The 15,749-nt window shown below is 50.0% G+C and carries 16 protein-coding genes; 10 read left to right on the forward strand and 6 right to left on the reverse strand.

What is annotated here, in order from left to right; all coding sequences use genetic code 11:
• The first annotated feature begins 13 nt into the window (after positions 1-13).
• Positions 14-553 carry a DUF2911 domain-containing protein gene (locus ACYU87_RS19575; RefSeq protein WP_461135786.1) on the forward strand — a complete coding sequence of 180 codons (540 nt, stop codon included), beginning with the start codon at positions 14-16 and terminating at the stop codon, positions 551-553.
• A gap of 13 nt (positions 554-566) precedes the next feature.
• Here ACYU87_RS19575 and ACYU87_RS19580 read toward each other — a convergent pair whose 3' ends face one another.
• Positions 567-1,514, reverse strand: coding sequence for an alpha/beta hydrolase (locus tag ACYU87_RS19580; RefSeq protein ID WP_461135787.1), 948 nt, complete (start codon positions 1,512-1,514; stop codon positions 567-569).
• A gap of 377 nt (positions 1,515-1,891) precedes the next feature.
• Between ACYU87_RS19580 and ACYU87_RS19585 the strand changes: the two genes are divergently transcribed.
• Complete coding sequence (locus ACYU87_RS19585; protein ID WP_461135788.1) at positions 1,892-3,043, forward strand: sigma-54-dependent transcriptional regulator; 1,152 nt, start codon at positions 1,892-1,894, stop codon at positions 3,041-3,043.
• A 65-nt stretch (positions 3,044-3,108) separates the two neighbouring features.
• On the opposite strand, the gene ACYU87_RS19590 is transcribed toward ACYU87_RS19585, so the two are convergent.
• Positions 3,109-4,260 (reverse strand): LuxE/PaaK family acyltransferase, encoded by a 1,152-nt coding sequence (locus tag ACYU87_RS19590; protein WP_461135789.1) that lies wholly within the window; start codon positions 4,258-4,260, stop codon positions 3,109-3,111.
• 38 nt (positions 4,261-4,298) lie between these two features.
• On the opposite strand from ACYU87_RS19590, the gene ACYU87_RS19595 reads away from it, so the two are divergent.
• Positions 4,299-4,841: a hypothetical protein gene (locus ACYU87_RS19595; protein WP_461135790.1), complete on the forward strand. Its 543-nt coding sequence runs from the start codon at positions 4,299-4,301 to the stop codon at positions 4,839-4,841.
• A 99-nt stretch (positions 4,842-4,940) separates the two neighbouring features.
• Here ACYU87_RS19595 and ACYU87_RS19600 read toward each other — a convergent pair whose 3' ends face one another.
• Positions 4,941-6,134 carry a sensor histidine kinase gene (locus ACYU87_RS19600; protein ID WP_461135791.1) on the reverse strand — a complete coding sequence of 398 codons (1,194 nt, stop codon included), beginning with the start codon at positions 6,132-6,134 and terminating at the stop codon, positions 4,941-4,943.
• A 352-nt stretch (positions 6,135-6,486) separates the two neighbouring features.
• Between ACYU87_RS19600 and hemA the strand changes: the two genes are divergently transcribed.
• Together hemA and ACYU87_RS19610 are read left to right on the forward strand one after the other, a co-directional pair.
• Positions 6,487-7,770 (forward strand): glutamyl-tRNA reductase, encoded by a 1,284-nt coding sequence (gene hemA / locus ACYU87_RS19605; RefSeq protein WP_461135792.1) that lies wholly within the window; start codon positions 6,487-6,489, stop codon positions 7,768-7,770.
• 110 nt (positions 7,771-7,880) lie between these two features.
• Complete coding sequence (locus tag ACYU87_RS19610) at positions 7,881-8,483, forward strand: DUF4230 domain-containing protein (protein ID WP_461135793.1); 603 nt, start codon at positions 7,881-7,883, stop codon at positions 8,481-8,483.
• 151 nt (positions 8,484-8,634) lie between these two features.
• Here the strand turns inward: ACYU87_RS19610 and ACYU87_RS19615 are convergent, their stop codons facing one another.
• Positions 8,635-9,054 carry a hypothetical protein gene (locus ACYU87_RS19615; RefSeq protein ID WP_461135794.1) on the reverse strand — a complete coding sequence of 140 codons (420 nt, stop codon included), beginning with the start codon at positions 9,052-9,054 and terminating at the stop codon, positions 8,635-8,637.
• A gap of 23 nt (positions 9,055-9,077) precedes the next feature.
• Positions 9,078-10,313: a sulfite oxidase gene (locus tag ACYU87_RS19620; protein WP_461135795.1), complete on the reverse strand. Its 1,236-nt coding sequence runs from the start codon at positions 10,311-10,313 to the stop codon at positions 9,078-9,080.
• 412 nt (positions 10,314-10,725) lie between these two features.
• Here ACYU87_RS19620 and ACYU87_RS19625 point away from each other — a divergent pair, with 412 nt between their 5' ends.
• The 5 genes from ACYU87_RS19625 (at position 10,726) to ACYU87_RS19645 (ending at position 14,107) form a co-directional block, all read left to right on the forward strand.
• Positions 10,726-11,286, forward strand: coding sequence for a YqgE/AlgH family protein (locus ACYU87_RS19625; protein WP_461135796.1), 561 nt, complete (start codon positions 10,726-10,728; stop codon positions 11,284-11,286).
• A 143-nt stretch (positions 11,287-11,429) separates the two neighbouring features.
• Positions 11,430-12,035: a porin family protein gene (locus ACYU87_RS19630; RefSeq protein ID WP_461135797.1), complete on the forward strand. Its 606-nt coding sequence runs from the start codon at positions 11,430-11,432 to the stop codon at positions 12,033-12,035.
• An 85-nt stretch (positions 12,036-12,120) separates the two neighbouring features.
• Positions 12,121-12,588, forward strand: coding sequence for an NADH-quinone oxidoreductase subunit A (locus tag ACYU87_RS19635; RefSeq protein WP_461135798.1), 468 nt, complete (start codon positions 12,121-12,123; stop codon positions 12,586-12,588).
• A gap of 72 nt (positions 12,589-12,660) precedes the next feature.
• Positions 12,661-13,173 carry an NADH-quinone oxidoreductase subunit B gene (locus ACYU87_RS19640; protein WP_461135799.1) on the forward strand — a complete coding sequence of 171 codons (513 nt, stop codon included), beginning with the start codon at positions 12,661-12,663 and terminating at the stop codon, positions 13,171-13,173.
• A gap of 4 nt (positions 13,174-13,177) precedes the next feature.
• Complete coding sequence (locus tag ACYU87_RS19645) at positions 13,178-14,107, forward strand: hypothetical protein (RefSeq protein WP_461135800.1); 930 nt, start codon at positions 13,178-13,180, stop codon at positions 14,105-14,107.
• A 32-nt stretch (positions 14,108-14,139) separates the two neighbouring features.
• Here ACYU87_RS19645 and ACYU87_RS19650 read toward each other — a convergent pair whose 3' ends face one another.
• Positions 14,140-15,516, reverse strand: a complete 1,377-nt coding sequence (locus tag ACYU87_RS19650) for a hypothetical protein (protein WP_461135801.1) — start codon at positions 15,514-15,516, stop codon at positions 14,140-14,142.
• Positions 15,517-15,749 lie beyond the last annotated feature (233 nt).

Raw genomic sequence — 15,749 nt, forward strand, 5'->3', positions numbered from 1 at the left:
TCACTGAATACCCATGAAACGTATCCTTATTATTCTTGGTGTTATTGCCGTAATGGCCTTGGTTGGCTTCTTTACACTACGCAGCTGGACCAAATCCAGCAGCCCCGAAGCTATAGCCCAAATTGATCAGAATGGTCTGCAGATCAAGGTAGATTATTGCCAGCCTTACAAGAAAGGGCGTAAGATTTTTGGCGGCCTGGTGCCTTACGGCCAGGTCTGGCGCACAGGTGCCAACGAAGCCACAGTGGTTGATTTCGACCAAAACGTAGTTGTCGCTGGACAACCCCTCGACAAGGGCGAGTACTCTTTGTGGACCATTCCTTCGCAAGATGGCTGGATTGCTATTTTTAACAGCGAAACCGGTCAGTGGGGTACCAACTACGACCAGACAAAAGATGTTCTGCGCGTGCCAGTCGTTTCCCGGAAGCATAGCCCCATGTCCGAACAATTTTACATCACCTTCCGGCCGGCTACCAACGGTGTGGATATGGTACTGGCTTGGGAAGAAACCGAAGCCATCGTACCTATTCAGAAGCGCCAGTCAGCGCAATAATTTACGATTGACGTTACCGGTGAAAACTAGTAGCGATAAACTTAAGCGCATCGGGCAATCCGGTGCGCCAGTATGTCCAGGTATGCGCCCCATCGCGAACCCGGTACTCGTGCGGAATTTTTCGATCAAGCAAAGCCAGGTGTAACATAGCGTTACCAACGGTAAGGGCATCATCGTCGCCACAGTCGATGTACCAGCGAACGTTTAACAGATCGCCTTCGGGTGCTGATTTAGCCAGAGTGATAGGGCTATTTCGTTTCCAGGCAACTGTAAGTCGCTCGTCACCTTTGGCAGGCCCACTAAAAACGGGAGCAAAAACCAGATTGTATCGTTCATCGGGAATAGCAGCAAACCCTTCATCCGTCCGAATCCCCGCACTAAGGGCCGCACACGAGCCGAACAGCTCAGGATGGTGCATGGCCAATGTTAAGGACCCAAAGCCACCCATCGACAGCCCGGAAACAGCCCGAAACTCCCGCTGCGTTCGGGTTCGGAACGACGAATCAATATGGGGAATCAGTTCCTGCACGAACATATCTTCGTACCGAACCTTGTTCTGATAGTCGTTCACAAACCAGGTGGCCCCGCCATTAGGCATCACAATAATCATGGGCGGCAACTCACCTGACTTAATATCAGTATCGGCAATCCGGTCAGCCTCCCCAAATTGCACCCAGCTCGTTTCATTATCGCCATACCCGTGTAACAGATAAACAACCGGATAACGCCGGTTCGATACGTAGTAGTCGGGGGGCAGGTAAATGGAAAACTTGATGGCTCGGTTCATTAACGAACTATTCATGATCATACTCTCCAGCAAACGGGCTTGCGGAGCAGCTACCACCGGAACCGGCCCATTGGTTTGAGGAGCCGTCAATTGGGCACGTCGGCGCGATTGAGCCGACACCGTTGGGGCCGCCGAAACCAGGACCAGGCAAATCAGTAAAATACGTATAGCCATCAGCATTAGAAGCGATTATAGTGCGGCAATTTAGAACGAAATGGTGGCTATACGCTTAGCCATCGGTTGAATTGGCAGCGGCCAGACCTGATCGAGCGTAGCCTCTTTACGTACGAACGAAAGCTCGTCGTGGTCAGGTACGATCAACCCGCTTTATAAAAAAATAAAGCAAATTTCAGGTACATCATAACCAATGCCGACTCAAAATCCCCTATTTTCGGGCTATACTACAATGTAGAGAATCGTTACTTCTTCACTAAATCAGTACTAATTAACCAGTTATTGCTAATTTAAGGATTGATGTTATTGGCTACCCGCCGGATTCACTGCTGCTACCCCTACTTAATAAAATTAATGTTTAAATACACTCCAGTTGTATGGCCAAACTGATTATCGTGGACGACGAAAAACCTATTCGGGCAGCTCTACGCGATATTTTAGAATATGAAGGCTACGATGTTGACGAAGCGAAAGACGGCGAGGAAGGACTGGACATGATCATGCGCACGAGCTACGATGTAGCCCTGTGCGACATTAGAATGCCCAAACTGAATGGGCTGGAATTGCTTATGAAGGTCAGCGAAGCCGAGAAAAGCACACAAATCATCATGATCTCGGCTTACGGTAATGTCGAAAACGCCGTTGAAGCAACCAAACGTGGCGCGTTCGATTTCATTACCAAACCCCCCGATTTGAATCGGTTGCTGATTACCGTCCGCAACGCTATTGACCGGGCCAAGCTGGTTCAGGAAACCAAAACGCTCAAAAAGCGCATCTATAAACTGAACGAGATTGTCGGAGAGGCCGATTCAATCCGGAAAGTTAAGGATACGATCAATCGGGTTGCTGCCACCGAAGCACGGGTACTCGTAACGGGTGCCAATGGCTCCGGTAAAGAGATGGTTGCCAAGCAGATCCACGAAAAAGGGAGCCGGGCCAACCAGCCACTGGTTGAAGTAAACTGCGCTGCCATTCCAAGCGAACTCATCGAAAGCGAACTATTTGGCCACGAAAAGGGTGCCTTCACGGGGGCAACTGCCCGGCGCATAGGCAAGTTTGAGCAGGCCGATGGCGGTACATTGTTTCTGGACGAAATTGGCGATATGAGCCTGTCAGCGCAGGCAAAGGTACTTCGGGCGTTGCAGGAAAGTAAAATTACCCGCGTTGGGGGCGATAAAGAGATAAAGGTCAACGTACGGGTTATTGCTGCTACCAACAAAGACCTGAGACAGGAAATCAGCAACGGTAATTTCCGGGAAGATTTATTTCATCGCCTGAGCGTTATCATGATTCATGTCCCCCCCCTCACCGAACGACGGGGTGATATTCCCCTATTGGCGGATAAATTCCTTCATGACATTGCCACGGAGTACGGCTCGCCTGCTAAAGAGATTTCGCCGGATGCTATGCAGTATTTACAATCGCTGCCCTGGTCGGGCAACGTACGCGAGCTGCGCAACGTTATTGAGCGCCTGGTCATTATGTGCGGAGACGAAATTGTGCTGGATGACGTGAAGTTGTATGCCTAGAGTACACTAAATGATACAGTTGCCAAGGCCTGATTAGGAACCTCGACAACTGTATCATTTATTTTTCAATTGATGGCTAACAAGTTACAGCCACGAACATCGGAATTATCGAAGCGACCAATAACCCGAAAGCTACCTGGTACGTGATTACCTTCATCGACGTATTGCCCTAAATCCTGCGTTTCAACGAATGAACAGGAATCCAGATTGGCCAGATCAATAACATTAATTCCGCCGGTGCGACGCTCGCCGGTGCGACGTTCGCCAGTGCGATCAGCGTCATCTGGGTAAATGCAAAAGGGGTCGTTAATGTCGCGCAGCAATACCCGCAGGGTTGAACTGGGCCTGAAAATGCCTTCGCCCGCGGAATAAGCCTGCGAAAGCAATTCGGTCATGCCGTATTCAGAATGTATGGTCGAGACACCCAGACAACTAGTCAGGATTTCATGCACATCTTCACGGAGAAGTTCTTTTCGACGGCCTTTCATGCCGCCGGTTTCCATCACCACTAGATTGGGAAACTGGCCAAGGAATGACAAATCAGCGCCCGACTCGGCCCAGTCCAGCAGGCCAAACGTTACACCAATAAGCAGGATGTGCTTCTGGTCGGGCTGTTGAGCAAGTTGGTTAAACCGTTCCGTTAGCTCCTGGTGATTATGGAGAAAAAAACCCGACTGATTTGAGTTCGTTTGCTCCATAAATCGCTGAACCATATACACGAGCGAGGAGTTATTTCGTTCAAGATAGGACGGCAGTAACGCCAGAATGTGGAAATTGTTGAGGGGCCCGTACGTCTGTTCAAAAATTCGGGTACAGACAAGATCGTACAGCGCCGGGTCGGGCACCCTATGCTGACTGGTCACAACGGGCCCGATACTGCGATCCGTAGTGCCACTGCTGGCAAAAGTTAGCAGTGAGTCAAGCTGGTCAGGTTTAACGTCTGCACCGCTACCCGTCAGTACCGTATGGGCTTTGAAAAAACCAATCGGCATGAACGGTATTTGCTGGATGTCGGTAACCGTTTCGGGCAGAACGTTCAGGTAACGTATATAGGATGCATAGAGCGGATTATAGACCGCCTGATAGCGAAAGACAGCCAGTGCCAGCGAATTGAACGATTCACGCACGGGCTGACTAGCGCAGAGTGCCAGAATTTGCTGCCGAAGTACCTGCCGATGGGCAGTGGCCTCGGCCGAGAGTGTTGATAAAAAAGACAAAGTAACAAAAGCGTTTATTGCACAACGAATACAACAGTATGCGACGGCAACTAATTCAACCGTATCTCTTCGTAGTGGGCATTGCGCTCACGTTATCTTCCTGCTTCAACGAGCCAAACTATTCCAATACACCTGCTATCGATTACAAAGGTATCTTCAAGTATACGATTGAAGCAGGCAAAGGTGTTGGTAAAGGAAAGCGGGACTCAGTTGTGATCACTATTGGGTTTAAAGATGGCGATGGCAACATTGGTAACAGCATACCCTTACCAAGAGCCGATTCGCTTCAGTACGCAACAAACGGCGGTTGGGGTAGCTACCGTATCCGGACGTTTCGGTTAGTAAACCGAGTATACGAAGAGCCAGATCTGGCTGTGAATAAAAACCTGTTCATTCCCGATCTGACGAAGGGCAAGCCTAAAGGAGCCATCGAGGGGTCGCTCGACTTCAACCAAATCTTCCAGTACGGTAATAGTTTCAGGCTTTACCCGACCAAATTCCAGATCGAAATACGGGATCGTACCTTGAACGTTAGCAACATTGTCGAAACCGACACCATTTCGCTTCCCTGGCCTTTGTAATTATCGACTCAACGCAACCCGTTGAAAGATCTATCAGGTACATGTCACGACAGGAAGTCAGTCAAACTTTGGGCAAACTCGCCTGATTTGACTGACTTCCTATTTTTTGTTTAGAATGATGCGGAACGTGGTGCCCTTACCCACCTCCGAACTTTTGACGTAGAGTCGGCCGTTATGGTACTCTTCCACAATGCGTTTGGCCAGCGTCAGGCCTAGCCCCCATCCTCTCTTTTTGGTACTAAAGCCCGGCGAAAACACCTTCTGCATATTGGCCTTGGAAATTCCCTTGCCGGTATCCGTAATGTCGATGGCTACCTCTTCGTGCGGTAACGGCACCATATTGAGCCGCAGTTCGCCCACACCTTTCATGGCATCAACGGCATTCTTGCAGATATTCTCGATCACCCATTCGAACAGCAACTTGTTTATTCTCACCATTCTATCTGGCGGTAGTTGGCTGGTAACGGTCATTTTCACCTTTGTCGAGATACGTCTTCCCAGGTAGTCGGTAAACTGCCGGACAACCTCGTTTACATTTTCCTCTTTCAGCGTCGGTACCGAGCCGATACTCGAGAAACGGGCGGTAATGGTTTCCAGCCGCTGAACGTCTTTCTCGATTTCGTCAGTGATGGATCCATCGAATTGGTCGGGATCGGAGCGCATATACTCGACCCAGGCCATCAACGACGACATTGGGGTGCCCAGTTGATGCGCCGTTTCCTTGGCCAGCCCAACCCAGACACGGTTTTGCTCCGCCCGTCGCGATGAGCTGAAGGCCAGGTACGCCAGTACACTCAGCGCAGCCAGAATCATTAACAGTACGTAAGGAAAGTACGTCAGTTGGCGCAACAGATTGGAGTTGGTGTAATACACCAGTCCGCGTACCCCGTTCCCCATATCCACTACCAACGGAGCGTGTTTCTTTTTCATATCGACGGTTTTCTGACGCAGAAACCTTTCCGTCTCTTCGGGGGTGTACTCGGCCGGTACTTCTATATTCCGCTGCATGGCGATCTGGCCGTCGGGGTCCATGTAAATAGCTGGAATTGTGCTGTTGGCTTCCAGAATCTCGCTGGTTACGAACGTCAGGTCACCGGCGTCTATGTGGCTTGTATCAACTAGGTACGCGATACTCTTGGCGTACAGCTGCACATATTGCTCCTCCCTGGCTTCGAGCTTAGTAATCAGCCGGTTTGTGTAAAGCACAGACCCTGTTCCCACCAGCAATAGATTGAGGGCAACAATAATTTTCAGAATATTATTCTGACTGTAAATATCAAATGATTTCAGCATAGCATACTGCTGCTTTTCCGTACCAATAACCTAAACGATTATGGTCTTAAAGCGACTCGGGTGGCAGTGTAAAAGTAGGCGTATCGGGCGACTAAACAGCTTACTGTTTTTCAGCGTTGAGCCCCCTCCTCCCTGCCCTTCTTTTATAAACGGCAAAAGCGCTTTAATTGTGTAAGATCGAACCTCTCGCCGATCCATTACGTTACGATTTTGAATAGGATAGAACGAAGAATTTCTCTATTTATTTGGACGAATTCTAAATAGCAAATTCGATTGCCGCTGGTATGCCTATGTACCGCAATAATGCCGTAATTTTGTAAAGGCTACTAGCCAATTTGCGTGATTTACCATAATGTTAGACACCTTCAAAACAATTAGTTTATCGCATAAAACGGCACCTCTTCAGGTACGTGAACTAATTGCACTTAACGAAGACGAGGCTAAGCGGCTTATGCTTCGGTTGCGGGATTTTTTCGGGCTATCCGATCTGCTGGTTATCTCAACCTGTAACCGTACCGAGGTCTATTATGCCTTTGAACAGGACCTGAACGCCGATATTGCCCGCCTGTTGCTCATTGAAAAAGGACTGACCGACACTGATAACTATTTGCCTTATTTCCAGTTTTTCGCAGCGCATGATGAGGCTGTTCGGCATCTGTTTGAAGTATGCGTTGGCTTGCATTCGCAGGTTATCGGCGACATGCAGATTCCAAATCAGGTGAAGCAATCCTATCAGTGGTCGGCTGATCTGGACATGGCCGGGCCATTTTTGCACCGGCTCATGCACACGATTTTCTTTACCAACAAACGGGTAGCTCAGGAAACGCCGTTCCGCGATGGAGCCGCTTCCGTTTCCTACGCGGCTGTCGAGTTAATCGATGAGCTGATTGGTGATAAGCAAAACCCGAATGTACTGGTTATTGGTCTGGGTGAAATCGGTGCCGACGTTTGTAAAAACCTCGAAGCCCGGAACCTGACGAATATTACCCTTTGCAACCGCACGCAGGCTAAGGCCGATGTGCTGGCCAGCCAGTACGGATTCCGCGTGGCTGATTTTTCGAACCTGGTCGATGAGATCCGGCAGGCTGATGTGATTATCTCGTCCATCATGCGCGATGATCCACTGATTACACCTGAATTATTACGGGATGTGAACGTACTGACGTTCAAGTATTTTATCGACCTATCGGTGCCGCGCAGCGTCGACTCAGCGGTCGAGCAGATTCCGGGAGTGCTGGTGTATAACATCGACCACATCCGTAACCGTGCCGACGAAGCGCTGAATCAACGCATGGCGGCTATTCCTAAGGTCGAAGCCATTATTACCCAGACAGTCGCTGAGTTTGGTGATTGGTCGAAGGAAATGGTTGTGTCACCGACGATCAATAAACTGAAGAATGCGCTGGAGCAGATTCGTCGCGACGAAATTGCCCGTCACTTGAAGCATTTGACGCCGAACGAATCGGAGAAGATAGAGAAGATTACGCGGGGGATTATGCAGAAAATCATTAAACTACCCGTTCTTCAACTCAAAGCCGCCTGTAAGCGGGGCGAAGCCGAAACACTGATCGATGTGTTAAATGATCTGTTTGATCTGGAGAAACAACCGGTCGAAGACCATAAGCACACGTATTAATTTACTTAGTTTTCCGTTAATAAAACTCCTGAATCGGTAACGGTTTGGGAGTTTTCCGTTTTACAGGGTTTAGATAAATCACCATCCACTTACCTATTCACGACGGCATCATGTCCCGACTTATTAACGCGCTCTTTCGTCTGTTCCTGCTTTTCGTACTTGTCGCTGGTCTGATCGCCATTTGGGAGCAGATACGCGGAAACACACTTATGAGCCGCTTTCGAAAGGGCAACAACACGACGCAAAGCATTGTCCTGAAAGAAATCAAGACTTTAGGAAAGCTGGAGTTGGTCCGGTACACGTTCAAAGACATTGTCGAGCATGAGCAGGTCAATGCGTTTCTGCCGAATGCCAACGCCGTTTTGATTGTAGAGGGAGAAGCCACGGGCTGCCTTGATCTGACCCAGATCAACCTGGATGACATTACGGCCACCGATGATTCAATAACGGTTCAACTGCCCAATCCCGAACTTTGCGGCTGGAAAATCAACCACGACCGGTCGAGGGTGTATGATACTCATTTCTCGTTTCTGAACGAATCACAACTGGTGAGCGATGCCTACCGCAAGGCTGAGCGTCAGGTTAAACAAGCGGCATTGACCGGGGGTATTCTGAACCAGACCCGGCAGAACGCCAATCAGCTGTTGCGCCCGTTGCTGGAGCGAGTTTCCGGCAAAAAGGTGGGGCTTACGTTTCAGAATCAGGCGAACTAATACATGATCCACCGCAAAACGCTTGTCAGGATACCGGAGTAGACCATACCGGATTGGTAAAAATCGACGGACTCTTTCTCGCGCTTTATATACCATCAAAACAACGCAAACGGTAGTGTCGTAGCCGACCCGCAGAACCGGCCACAGAACGCTACTGAGACAGTTTATACCATTGAACACTTTTCAATGGCTGACGCCGGAATGTGCCGATACTCGCTGCGTTTTCGGGCCCGTAATGCTTTTCGAGATAGTCTAAAACTACTTTCTCGGATTCGCCCAAATCCCAAAGCTTATGGTATTTCTGCATCCAGCGGATACGTTCTACCCAGCCCGCCCGCGTAAAGCGATGCTGCAAAATAAGTTTGGACGAGTGGCAGGCCGTACATTGTGCCTTGACCATCATCAGGTTAGGATCGTTGATCATCCCTGATTCAGCGTCAATTCTGGCCGTATCGGCCATTGACACCGACAAACCGCCAGTTGATGGCTTCTGATCAACGGAGAGGTTCCGAAAACTAGCCAGGCTTAGTAGCAGGACACCTATCAGAAAAAATGCACGTATCTGCGTCATGGTATCGTAGGTTGATAAATGAATTAACTGGCTTTTACCGCGATTCGATGGCAGGCATTGTTTAGATAACCGCCGGGATTCCATTGCGGAATAACGACCGGCTGCATGATGCCATTACTATCCGTGGCGCGCACCCATACCTCATAATAACCCGGCTGGGGAAACGTCAGTTCAGTTGACCAGTGCTGCCAGGCAAGCCGGTTTTTGGGCGGTTGCAGTTTACTTTTCTGCCAGGTAGCGCCGTAATCAATCGACGTGTGTACATCACTGACCGTTCGGTCACCCGCCCAGGCATGCCCTCGTAACGCCAAGGATTTTTTGACGTCGACCATAGCGCCCGTTTTAGGGTAGGTAATCAGTGACTTAACGGGCATTGATTCGATGATCCGAAAGTTCTCGGGTGTTTCCGGAATTTTCTCACCGGGTTGTACCGGCCGAATAGGCATTTTATAGCTATGGCCTTCCATTTTGGCACCGTCATGGATTTTGTCCCGCACGGCAATCGTGTGCAGCCATTTGCCCGATACCGATGCAGGCCAGCCCCCGATCACCAGCCGCAGCGGGTAGCCGTGGGCCAGCGGAATATCGTTTCCGTTCAGGGACCAGGCAATGAGGGTTTCGTTTTCGAGGGCTTTTTTCATGGGTACACCCCGGGAAATGGCCACTTTGGTGGGGTCCTGGCTCAGATGCGGATCTTTGCCGTAATACCCAATGTAAACGGCATCATCTTTCAGCCCGACATCAGCCAGAATATCTTTCAGCCGCACGCCAGTCCACTCAGCGCAGCTAACCGCCCCCTGATCCCACGGATTGCCCGTCGTTTGCGGCTCGAACCCCGACCGGCCATTACCTCCACATTCGAGCACGAGCTGGTAGGTGTACGGTTTAAATCGTTTTTTCAGGTCGCTCAGGGTGTAGATCTTGGTTGCTCTTACAGACTCGCCTTTGATGGTCAACGTCCACGTTTCGGGGTTGATGGGTTCCGTTGGAATCAGGCCATTGTTGCGAATAAACATTTTTTCAACGGGCGTAACCGCGTCGTCCAGCAAATGAACCGGCGATTCCACGTTCCAGGGTTTATCACCCAGCACCTTCATATCCGGGCTTTTTCCCTTAAGCGGGTCATAATCAAACCCCAGCGGTGTATAAAAGAGAGGTATGCGGTCAGCAAAAGCGATAGGCGTACCAACCAATGTTGTTAGCGTAGCCAAAGCACTTTTCCGGAGAAATCCCCGCCGGTCGTGAATCTGGTGATCCATAAATCCAGTTTAATGTTTCTTGAGTAGACAAAGTTGGCGAATACCAGCTTAACAACACATAGTAAGTCCTTCGACTTTTCGATTTACCCCTAGTGAGAACGTAAATCTGCCAGACCAGGCACCCGTTGGCAGCACATTCCCATCACTGTTCTTTGCCGAATAAGCGTTTCGTTGAATTTCTGCAACCGCATGAAGTAGAGAGATTTGGGGAGTTACACACCGGACTTTACCCATCAAAGTAACCAGTATTTCACCCAATAGCGGATAACAAGCCCTGTCGATAAATTTTTAACGGGAACTCGCCCTTTACCACATCATTAATGCGTCAACCAGCGTATTTAACAGTTTTTAACCAATATCGCCCGCCAAAAAGGCGTTTTGGTAGTATCAATCGTTAACCGTTTTATGACTCATGAATACGTCTCCGCAACCTGTTAAGAATGGCGACTTGCTGATTGCCGAACCCTACATGGGCGATACTAATTTTGACCGTAGTGTTGTCCTGATCTGCGAACATAATGCGGTTGGCACGTTTGGCCTGGTCCTGAATCAGCTTACCGATATTCACCTTGGTGATGTTATTGAGGATATTTACTCCGATCTGCCGCTGTTTGTCGGTGGACCTGTTCAGCAAAACACGCTTCATTTCATTCATCGTCGCCCCGATTTGATCGACGGCTCCATCCGGGTTGTCGATGATCTCTACTGGAGTGGTGATTTTGAGCAGATCAAGCAGGCCGTCAATCTGGGTACGCTTACCGAGCGGGACATCCGTTTTTTCATTGGGTACTCGGGCTGGGATGAGGGGCAGCTCGACAGTGAACTCGTTCAGAAAGCCTGGATCATCAGCCGTACCAAAGCCGATTTCCTGTTCGATACGCCAACAACCGAATTCTGGCGGGAAGTGCTGAAGCGCAAGGGGGGTGAATACAAATCCATTGCCCATTATCCCGTTGATCCCCGGCTCAATTAGTCTGTCGGTGTACCCGCTCGGCAACGGTTAAGAACGATTTATTAACTTTTTTCACCAATTTTACAACCGTCCGCCGTTTCGGGCGGTCCGTTAGTTCAGATAAAACTAGTTATTGAAGGTAAGTTGCCTTCCAACAGTCCCGCATGCATACATCTCGCTTACTACTCCTTCTTCTTTTAGTTACCTCCCCTCTCCTCATCCAGGCCCAAAGTGATAAACCGATTGGTGGCCATTTTGGGGTAAAAATCGGGGCTTCATTTACCCAGGTGTCTATTACCGGAACCACTGTCAACATTCCCAAACGATCGCTGGCGCCTAATCTTGGGGTTATGTACCGGTATCGGTACAATCGGTTGGTATTTCAGCCGGAAGCGCTTCTGGCAGTTAAAGGCGGCACGTTTCAGCAGGAGCAGGTTGGCGGACGAACAACTACCAGCAATTCGTATTATTATGTCAGCGCGCCCATTCTGCTGGGCTATATCCCGACCGAGGGTCTGACTATACAGGCCGGTCCGGAGTTCAGTTATGCGCTTAATTCGGGCTCAACAAACGGTCCTGGTGCGCAAAATGACCTGGGTGCCGTCTTGGGCGTTCATTATGATTTCCTGGACATGCTGAGCAAATTCAGTTTACACGTTCGCTACGTATATGGGTTCACCAACGTCTCCAACGAAGCAACGGCCGCCTATTACAACCGCAACCTTCAGGTGAGTATCGTTTACAACCTTTTCCCCAAGAAGAAAAAATAAGCTAACCGATTGCCCCGTCCATCCGTATCTTCATGGGCTACCTATCCGCCAGGCCATCGTAAACTGCTCCCAACCGTACCTGCGTATGCTTTCCGACTTCGGCATCATCTTACTGTTTATTCTGGCAGCTTTTGCGTTCATTGCCGTCGTTTTGTTTGTGGCACGCCTGTTACGCCCAAACAGACCGAACATCGAGAAAAATAGCACATACGAGTCGGGGGAAGAGCCCATTGGTAACGCCAATATTCAGTTCAACATCCGGTTCTACGTTGTTGCACTGGTTTTTGTCCTGTTCGATGTCGAGCTGGTATTTCTGTTTCCGTGGGCTACCGTATTCGGGCAGGAAAAACTGATCGCGGAGACAGGCGGTTTGTGGGGCTGGTTTGCGCTTACTGAAGTTTTCCTGTTTGTGGCGCTGCTGGCGCTGGGCCTTGCCTACGTCTGGGCGAAGGGTTACCTGGACTGGGTGAAACCTCAACCCAAACTACCAACAGTTGAAACTAAAGTACCGGTTCAGCTGTATCAGCAGGTAAACGAACGCTACAAACGTTGATCCTGTACGCATCCCCCAGGGTTGTCTTCTGTCGACACAACCGACAAAATTTTACTCATCATCTGCCCAGCTATGACTGCTCCGACAACTGATAAAACCGGCGAAGCCAGCGTCATCCTGATGCATTCGGAAGACCTGCTCAACTGGTCGCGCGAGAAATCAATGTGGCCTATGAGTTTCGGTCTGGCCTGCTGCGCCATCGAAATGATGCAGGCTTTTGCCGCCAGTTATGACCTCGAACGATTCGGTATTTTTCCGCGCCCATCCCCCCGGCAATCGGACATTATGATCGTGTCTGGTACGGTAACCTACAAAATGGCCGACCGCATCCGGCGACTTTACGAGCAAATGGCCGAGCCCCGGTACGTTATCTCGATGGGTTCCTGCTCGAACTGTGGCGGACCTTACTGGCAGCACGGTTATCATGTCGTGAAAGGCGTGGATCGCATTATTCCCGTTGATGTCTATGTGCCCGGATGCCCCCCCCGTCCCGAAGCGCTGATTGACGGCTTCCTTAAATTGCAGGAGAAAATCAGAACTGAACATCCTTTGTCCGGCGATAAAGACGATCAGGCTAATTCCTAGAACCGTGAACGCACTCCGCACCTCCTTCCGACAAACGTATCAGTCGTTTCGACTGCTTTGGCTGATGTACGGCATTACGCTGGTCCTGGGATTGCTGGTTGCTTTACCGTTCTACAACACCCTTAAAGCAGAAGATCAGAATTCGCTGGCTTTCATGAATTTGCTAGAGGGGTTCGATTATACCGTTTATTCAGATTTCATGCACCGCAGCGAGCGGACAATAACTCCCCTTTTGAGCGTAGGGCGCTGGTTGGGCAGTCTGTACGTATTTCTGAGTTTGTTTTTCGCAGGTGGTATATTTCTCCGCTTTTCCCAACCCTACAATGCCTTTAGCAGTGGGGTATTCTGGCAGGGGTGTGCGCATTATGTAGGCCGGTTTCTACGGCTGTTTGGTGTCACGTTACTCTTCGTACTTATTGGCGCCGGGCTTTGGCTGGTCATTGGTACACTGGTTAGTATAGCGGTCGACGATAGCTTTACGGAGCGTGGTCTATTCTGGATTGGCGCTGTTTTTTTTGCGCTCTTCGCTCTGACGGCCACCCTGTTCCTCTGCATCGGCGACTACGCCAAAGTGCTTATGTTTCGGGAAGATGAACACAGTGCCTTTCGCGCATTTGGACAAGCCGGCCGTCTAGTCCTGCAGAACCTGCCCCGCACGTACGGGCTTTACTGGCTGACGATCTTGATTGGCTCGGGCCTGTTCGGGATTTACTTCCTGCTCGATGACCTGATTCTGATGAATGGCTGGCTGACGATCCTGGTCATGTTTATCATTCAGCAACTGCTGATTTTTGCCCGAGTAATGCTGAAGGTATGGTGGTTAGGGACCGCATACACCAGTTACCAGACGCTTCCCAAACCCATACCCGTCCCTCGGCAGGCGCCACCCAGCGTATCCGCTCCCGAGCCGCCGTTGAATCCCCTTATTTCCTGACGGCTCCATGACGGGTGAGTAATATCCCCTTTTCAAAAACCCCATTTTGCCAGAATCAGTATGGACAAGACGGTGTAACCAGCTACGACCAGGCAGGTACGGGGGTTAAGAAACCTGGGGAAAAGACTAGCTATCGTGTAGCCAATAAACGGCCACGGATGAATCAGATAGCGATCATAGAACGGATGGTTACCACCCACAAAAGCCTGAGAAATAATAAACAAGCTAACAAAAACGACGGAGAATAGCAGATCGGTATTCGAAAAACCCGTATCTGTGATAGACGCCATGATTCGTTTTGTCATAAAGACCAGGCTACTCAGGCCAAAGCCGTAGAGAACCAGCAGGCCTACTGGTACCAACAGATCATTTTTGGTTTGCAGCCAGGCTAAACTATGCTCGATGGGGCCGCTATACACGGTATCAATTGATAAAGAATCGTGGAAAAGATTCACCCGAAACAGGGCAAGTGATAAAGCCGCCAGCCAGACAACCAGCATTTTACGAGATAGCATCTCGGATGCCCAGGATACATTCAGCAGCACAAAGGGGGCCGTGTAGATGCCAACCATCGCCAGCGCCGAGAAGGGGCGGAAGGGATTGAAACTAACGCCCAAACGCAACTCCGACCATTGATTGAATCCGGGGGGCGTCAAACCTCCCCAAAGGAAGATCAGTCCCCCGAGTGGCAGCGCGCTTATCGCCACAGAAAAATACAGCAGAATACGATGAGTCAGGTCGGCACGAACGCCGTACTGCCGGTGCTGCTGCCAGCCGGACAGGAGCAGCACGATGAATAGGGTTGGCAACAGCGGAATAAAATAAAAGCGCGCTATCGTAGTTAGCCCCAGCAGTAGGCAACCCAAGCAAAAGGGAAGCAGGCGCTGAAACCGGGAAACGAAAAGAAACAACAGGCCCGCCCCCAGAAACAGCAGCGACGGACCCTCGGTCATGAGAGTCGACACACTCAGGAAGAAATAAGGGAACGCCAGCATAAACAGCGTAGCCGCCAACACCGTTTTCTGAACGGATAGTCGAACGGAGGCAAGCTGAGAAAAGGCAAAAACGGCCAACACACCAAGGGCCACGCAGGAGATAAGCCGAAGACCAACGTAGTCGATTCCCGGAAATAACCTAAGCCATAAAGCAAACCATATGTGACTAGACACGCCCGTCGGTGGTAAATGATGGTACAGGGTTGCCTTGGTTACCCCACCCTGGGCGAAGGCCCGGATGGCAGACAAATGAAAATCCTCGTCCATCACACCGTATCGAATCCGCACAGCCAGTACGCTGGCTATACTGACATACAGTAAACAAACCATGAGCGCGTATTGCCGGTAAGGCGGGCGGCCCTGCACAACGGGAAAAACGATACGTGAAGGAGGTGAAAGGGTCTGTAATTTCATCAAAAAGAGGAGTTAAGTTGAATACATTCCGTCTAAACTGTCCACACCGATAGTAACCCTCCTGGGGCTAGCCTGTCGTTGACGTTCGTTAGCGTATTGGATAACCCACCGGAGAAGCAGGTACTAAATCAAGTATGAACGATAAAAACGTTATCGTTTCATACGTTTATGACCCGTATGGCTTTTTGATAAGCCGACACTGCCACTAATTTATTTATTTCGACGGCATACCG

Source organism: Spirosoma lituiforme (assembly GCF_054776635.1).

Excerpts from the sequence above, each read along its gene's own strand:
- ACYU87_RS19585 (WP_461135788.1), top strand. The coding sequence starts at position 1,892 with ATGGCCAAACTGATTATCGTGGACGACGAAAAACCTATTCGGGCAGCT.
- ACYU87_RS19635 (WP_461135798.1), top strand. The coding sequence starts at position 12,121 with ATGCTTTCCGACTTCGGCATCATCTTACTGTTTATTCTGGCAGCTTTT.
- ACYU87_RS19640 (WP_461135799.1), top strand. The coding sequence starts at position 12,661 with ATGACTGCTCCGACAACTGATAAAACCGGCGAAGCCAGCGTCATCCTG.
- ACYU87_RS19575 (WP_461135786.1), top strand. The coding sequence starts at position 14 with ATGAAACGTATCCTTATTATTCTTGGTGTTATTGCCGTAATGGCCTTG.
- ACYU87_RS19615 (WP_461135794.1), bottom strand. The coding sequence starts at position 9,054 with ATGACGCAGATACGTGCATTTTTTCTGATAGGTGTCCTGCTACTAAGC.
- ACYU87_RS19650 (WP_461135801.1), bottom strand. The coding sequence starts at position 15,516 with ATGAAATTACAGACCCTTTCACCTCCTTCACGTATCGTTTTTCCCGTT.
- ACYU87_RS19580 (WP_461135787.1), bottom strand. The coding sequence starts at position 1,514 with ATGGCTATACGTATTTTACTGATTTGCCTGGTCCTGGTTTCGGCGGCC.
- ACYU87_RS19630 (WP_461135797.1), top strand. The coding sequence starts at position 11,430 with ATGCATACATCTCGCTTACTACTCCTTCTTCTTTTAGTTACCTCCCCT.
- ACYU87_RS19625 (WP_461135796.1), top strand. The coding sequence starts at position 10,726 with ATGAATACGTCTCCGCAACCTGTTAAGAATGGCGACTTGCTGATTGCC.
- ACYU87_RS19600 (WP_461135791.1), bottom strand. The coding sequence starts at position 6,134 with ATGCTGAAATCATTTGATATTTACAGTCAGAATAATATTCTGAAAATT.
- hemA (WP_461135792.1), top strand. The coding sequence starts at position 6,487 with ATGTTAGACACCTTCAAAACAATTAGTTTATCGCATAAAACGGCACCT.
- ACYU87_RS19595 (WP_461135790.1), top strand. The coding sequence starts at position 4,299 with ATGCGACGGCAACTAATTCAACCGTATCTCTTCGTAGTGGGCATTGCG.
- ACYU87_RS19610 (WP_461135793.1), top strand. The coding sequence starts at position 7,881 with ATGTCCCGACTTATTAACGCGCTCTTTCGTCTGTTCCTGCTTTTCGTA.
- ACYU87_RS19620 (WP_461135795.1), bottom strand. The coding sequence starts at position 10,313 with ATGGATCACCAGATTCACGACCGGCGGGGATTTCTCCGGAAAAGTGCT.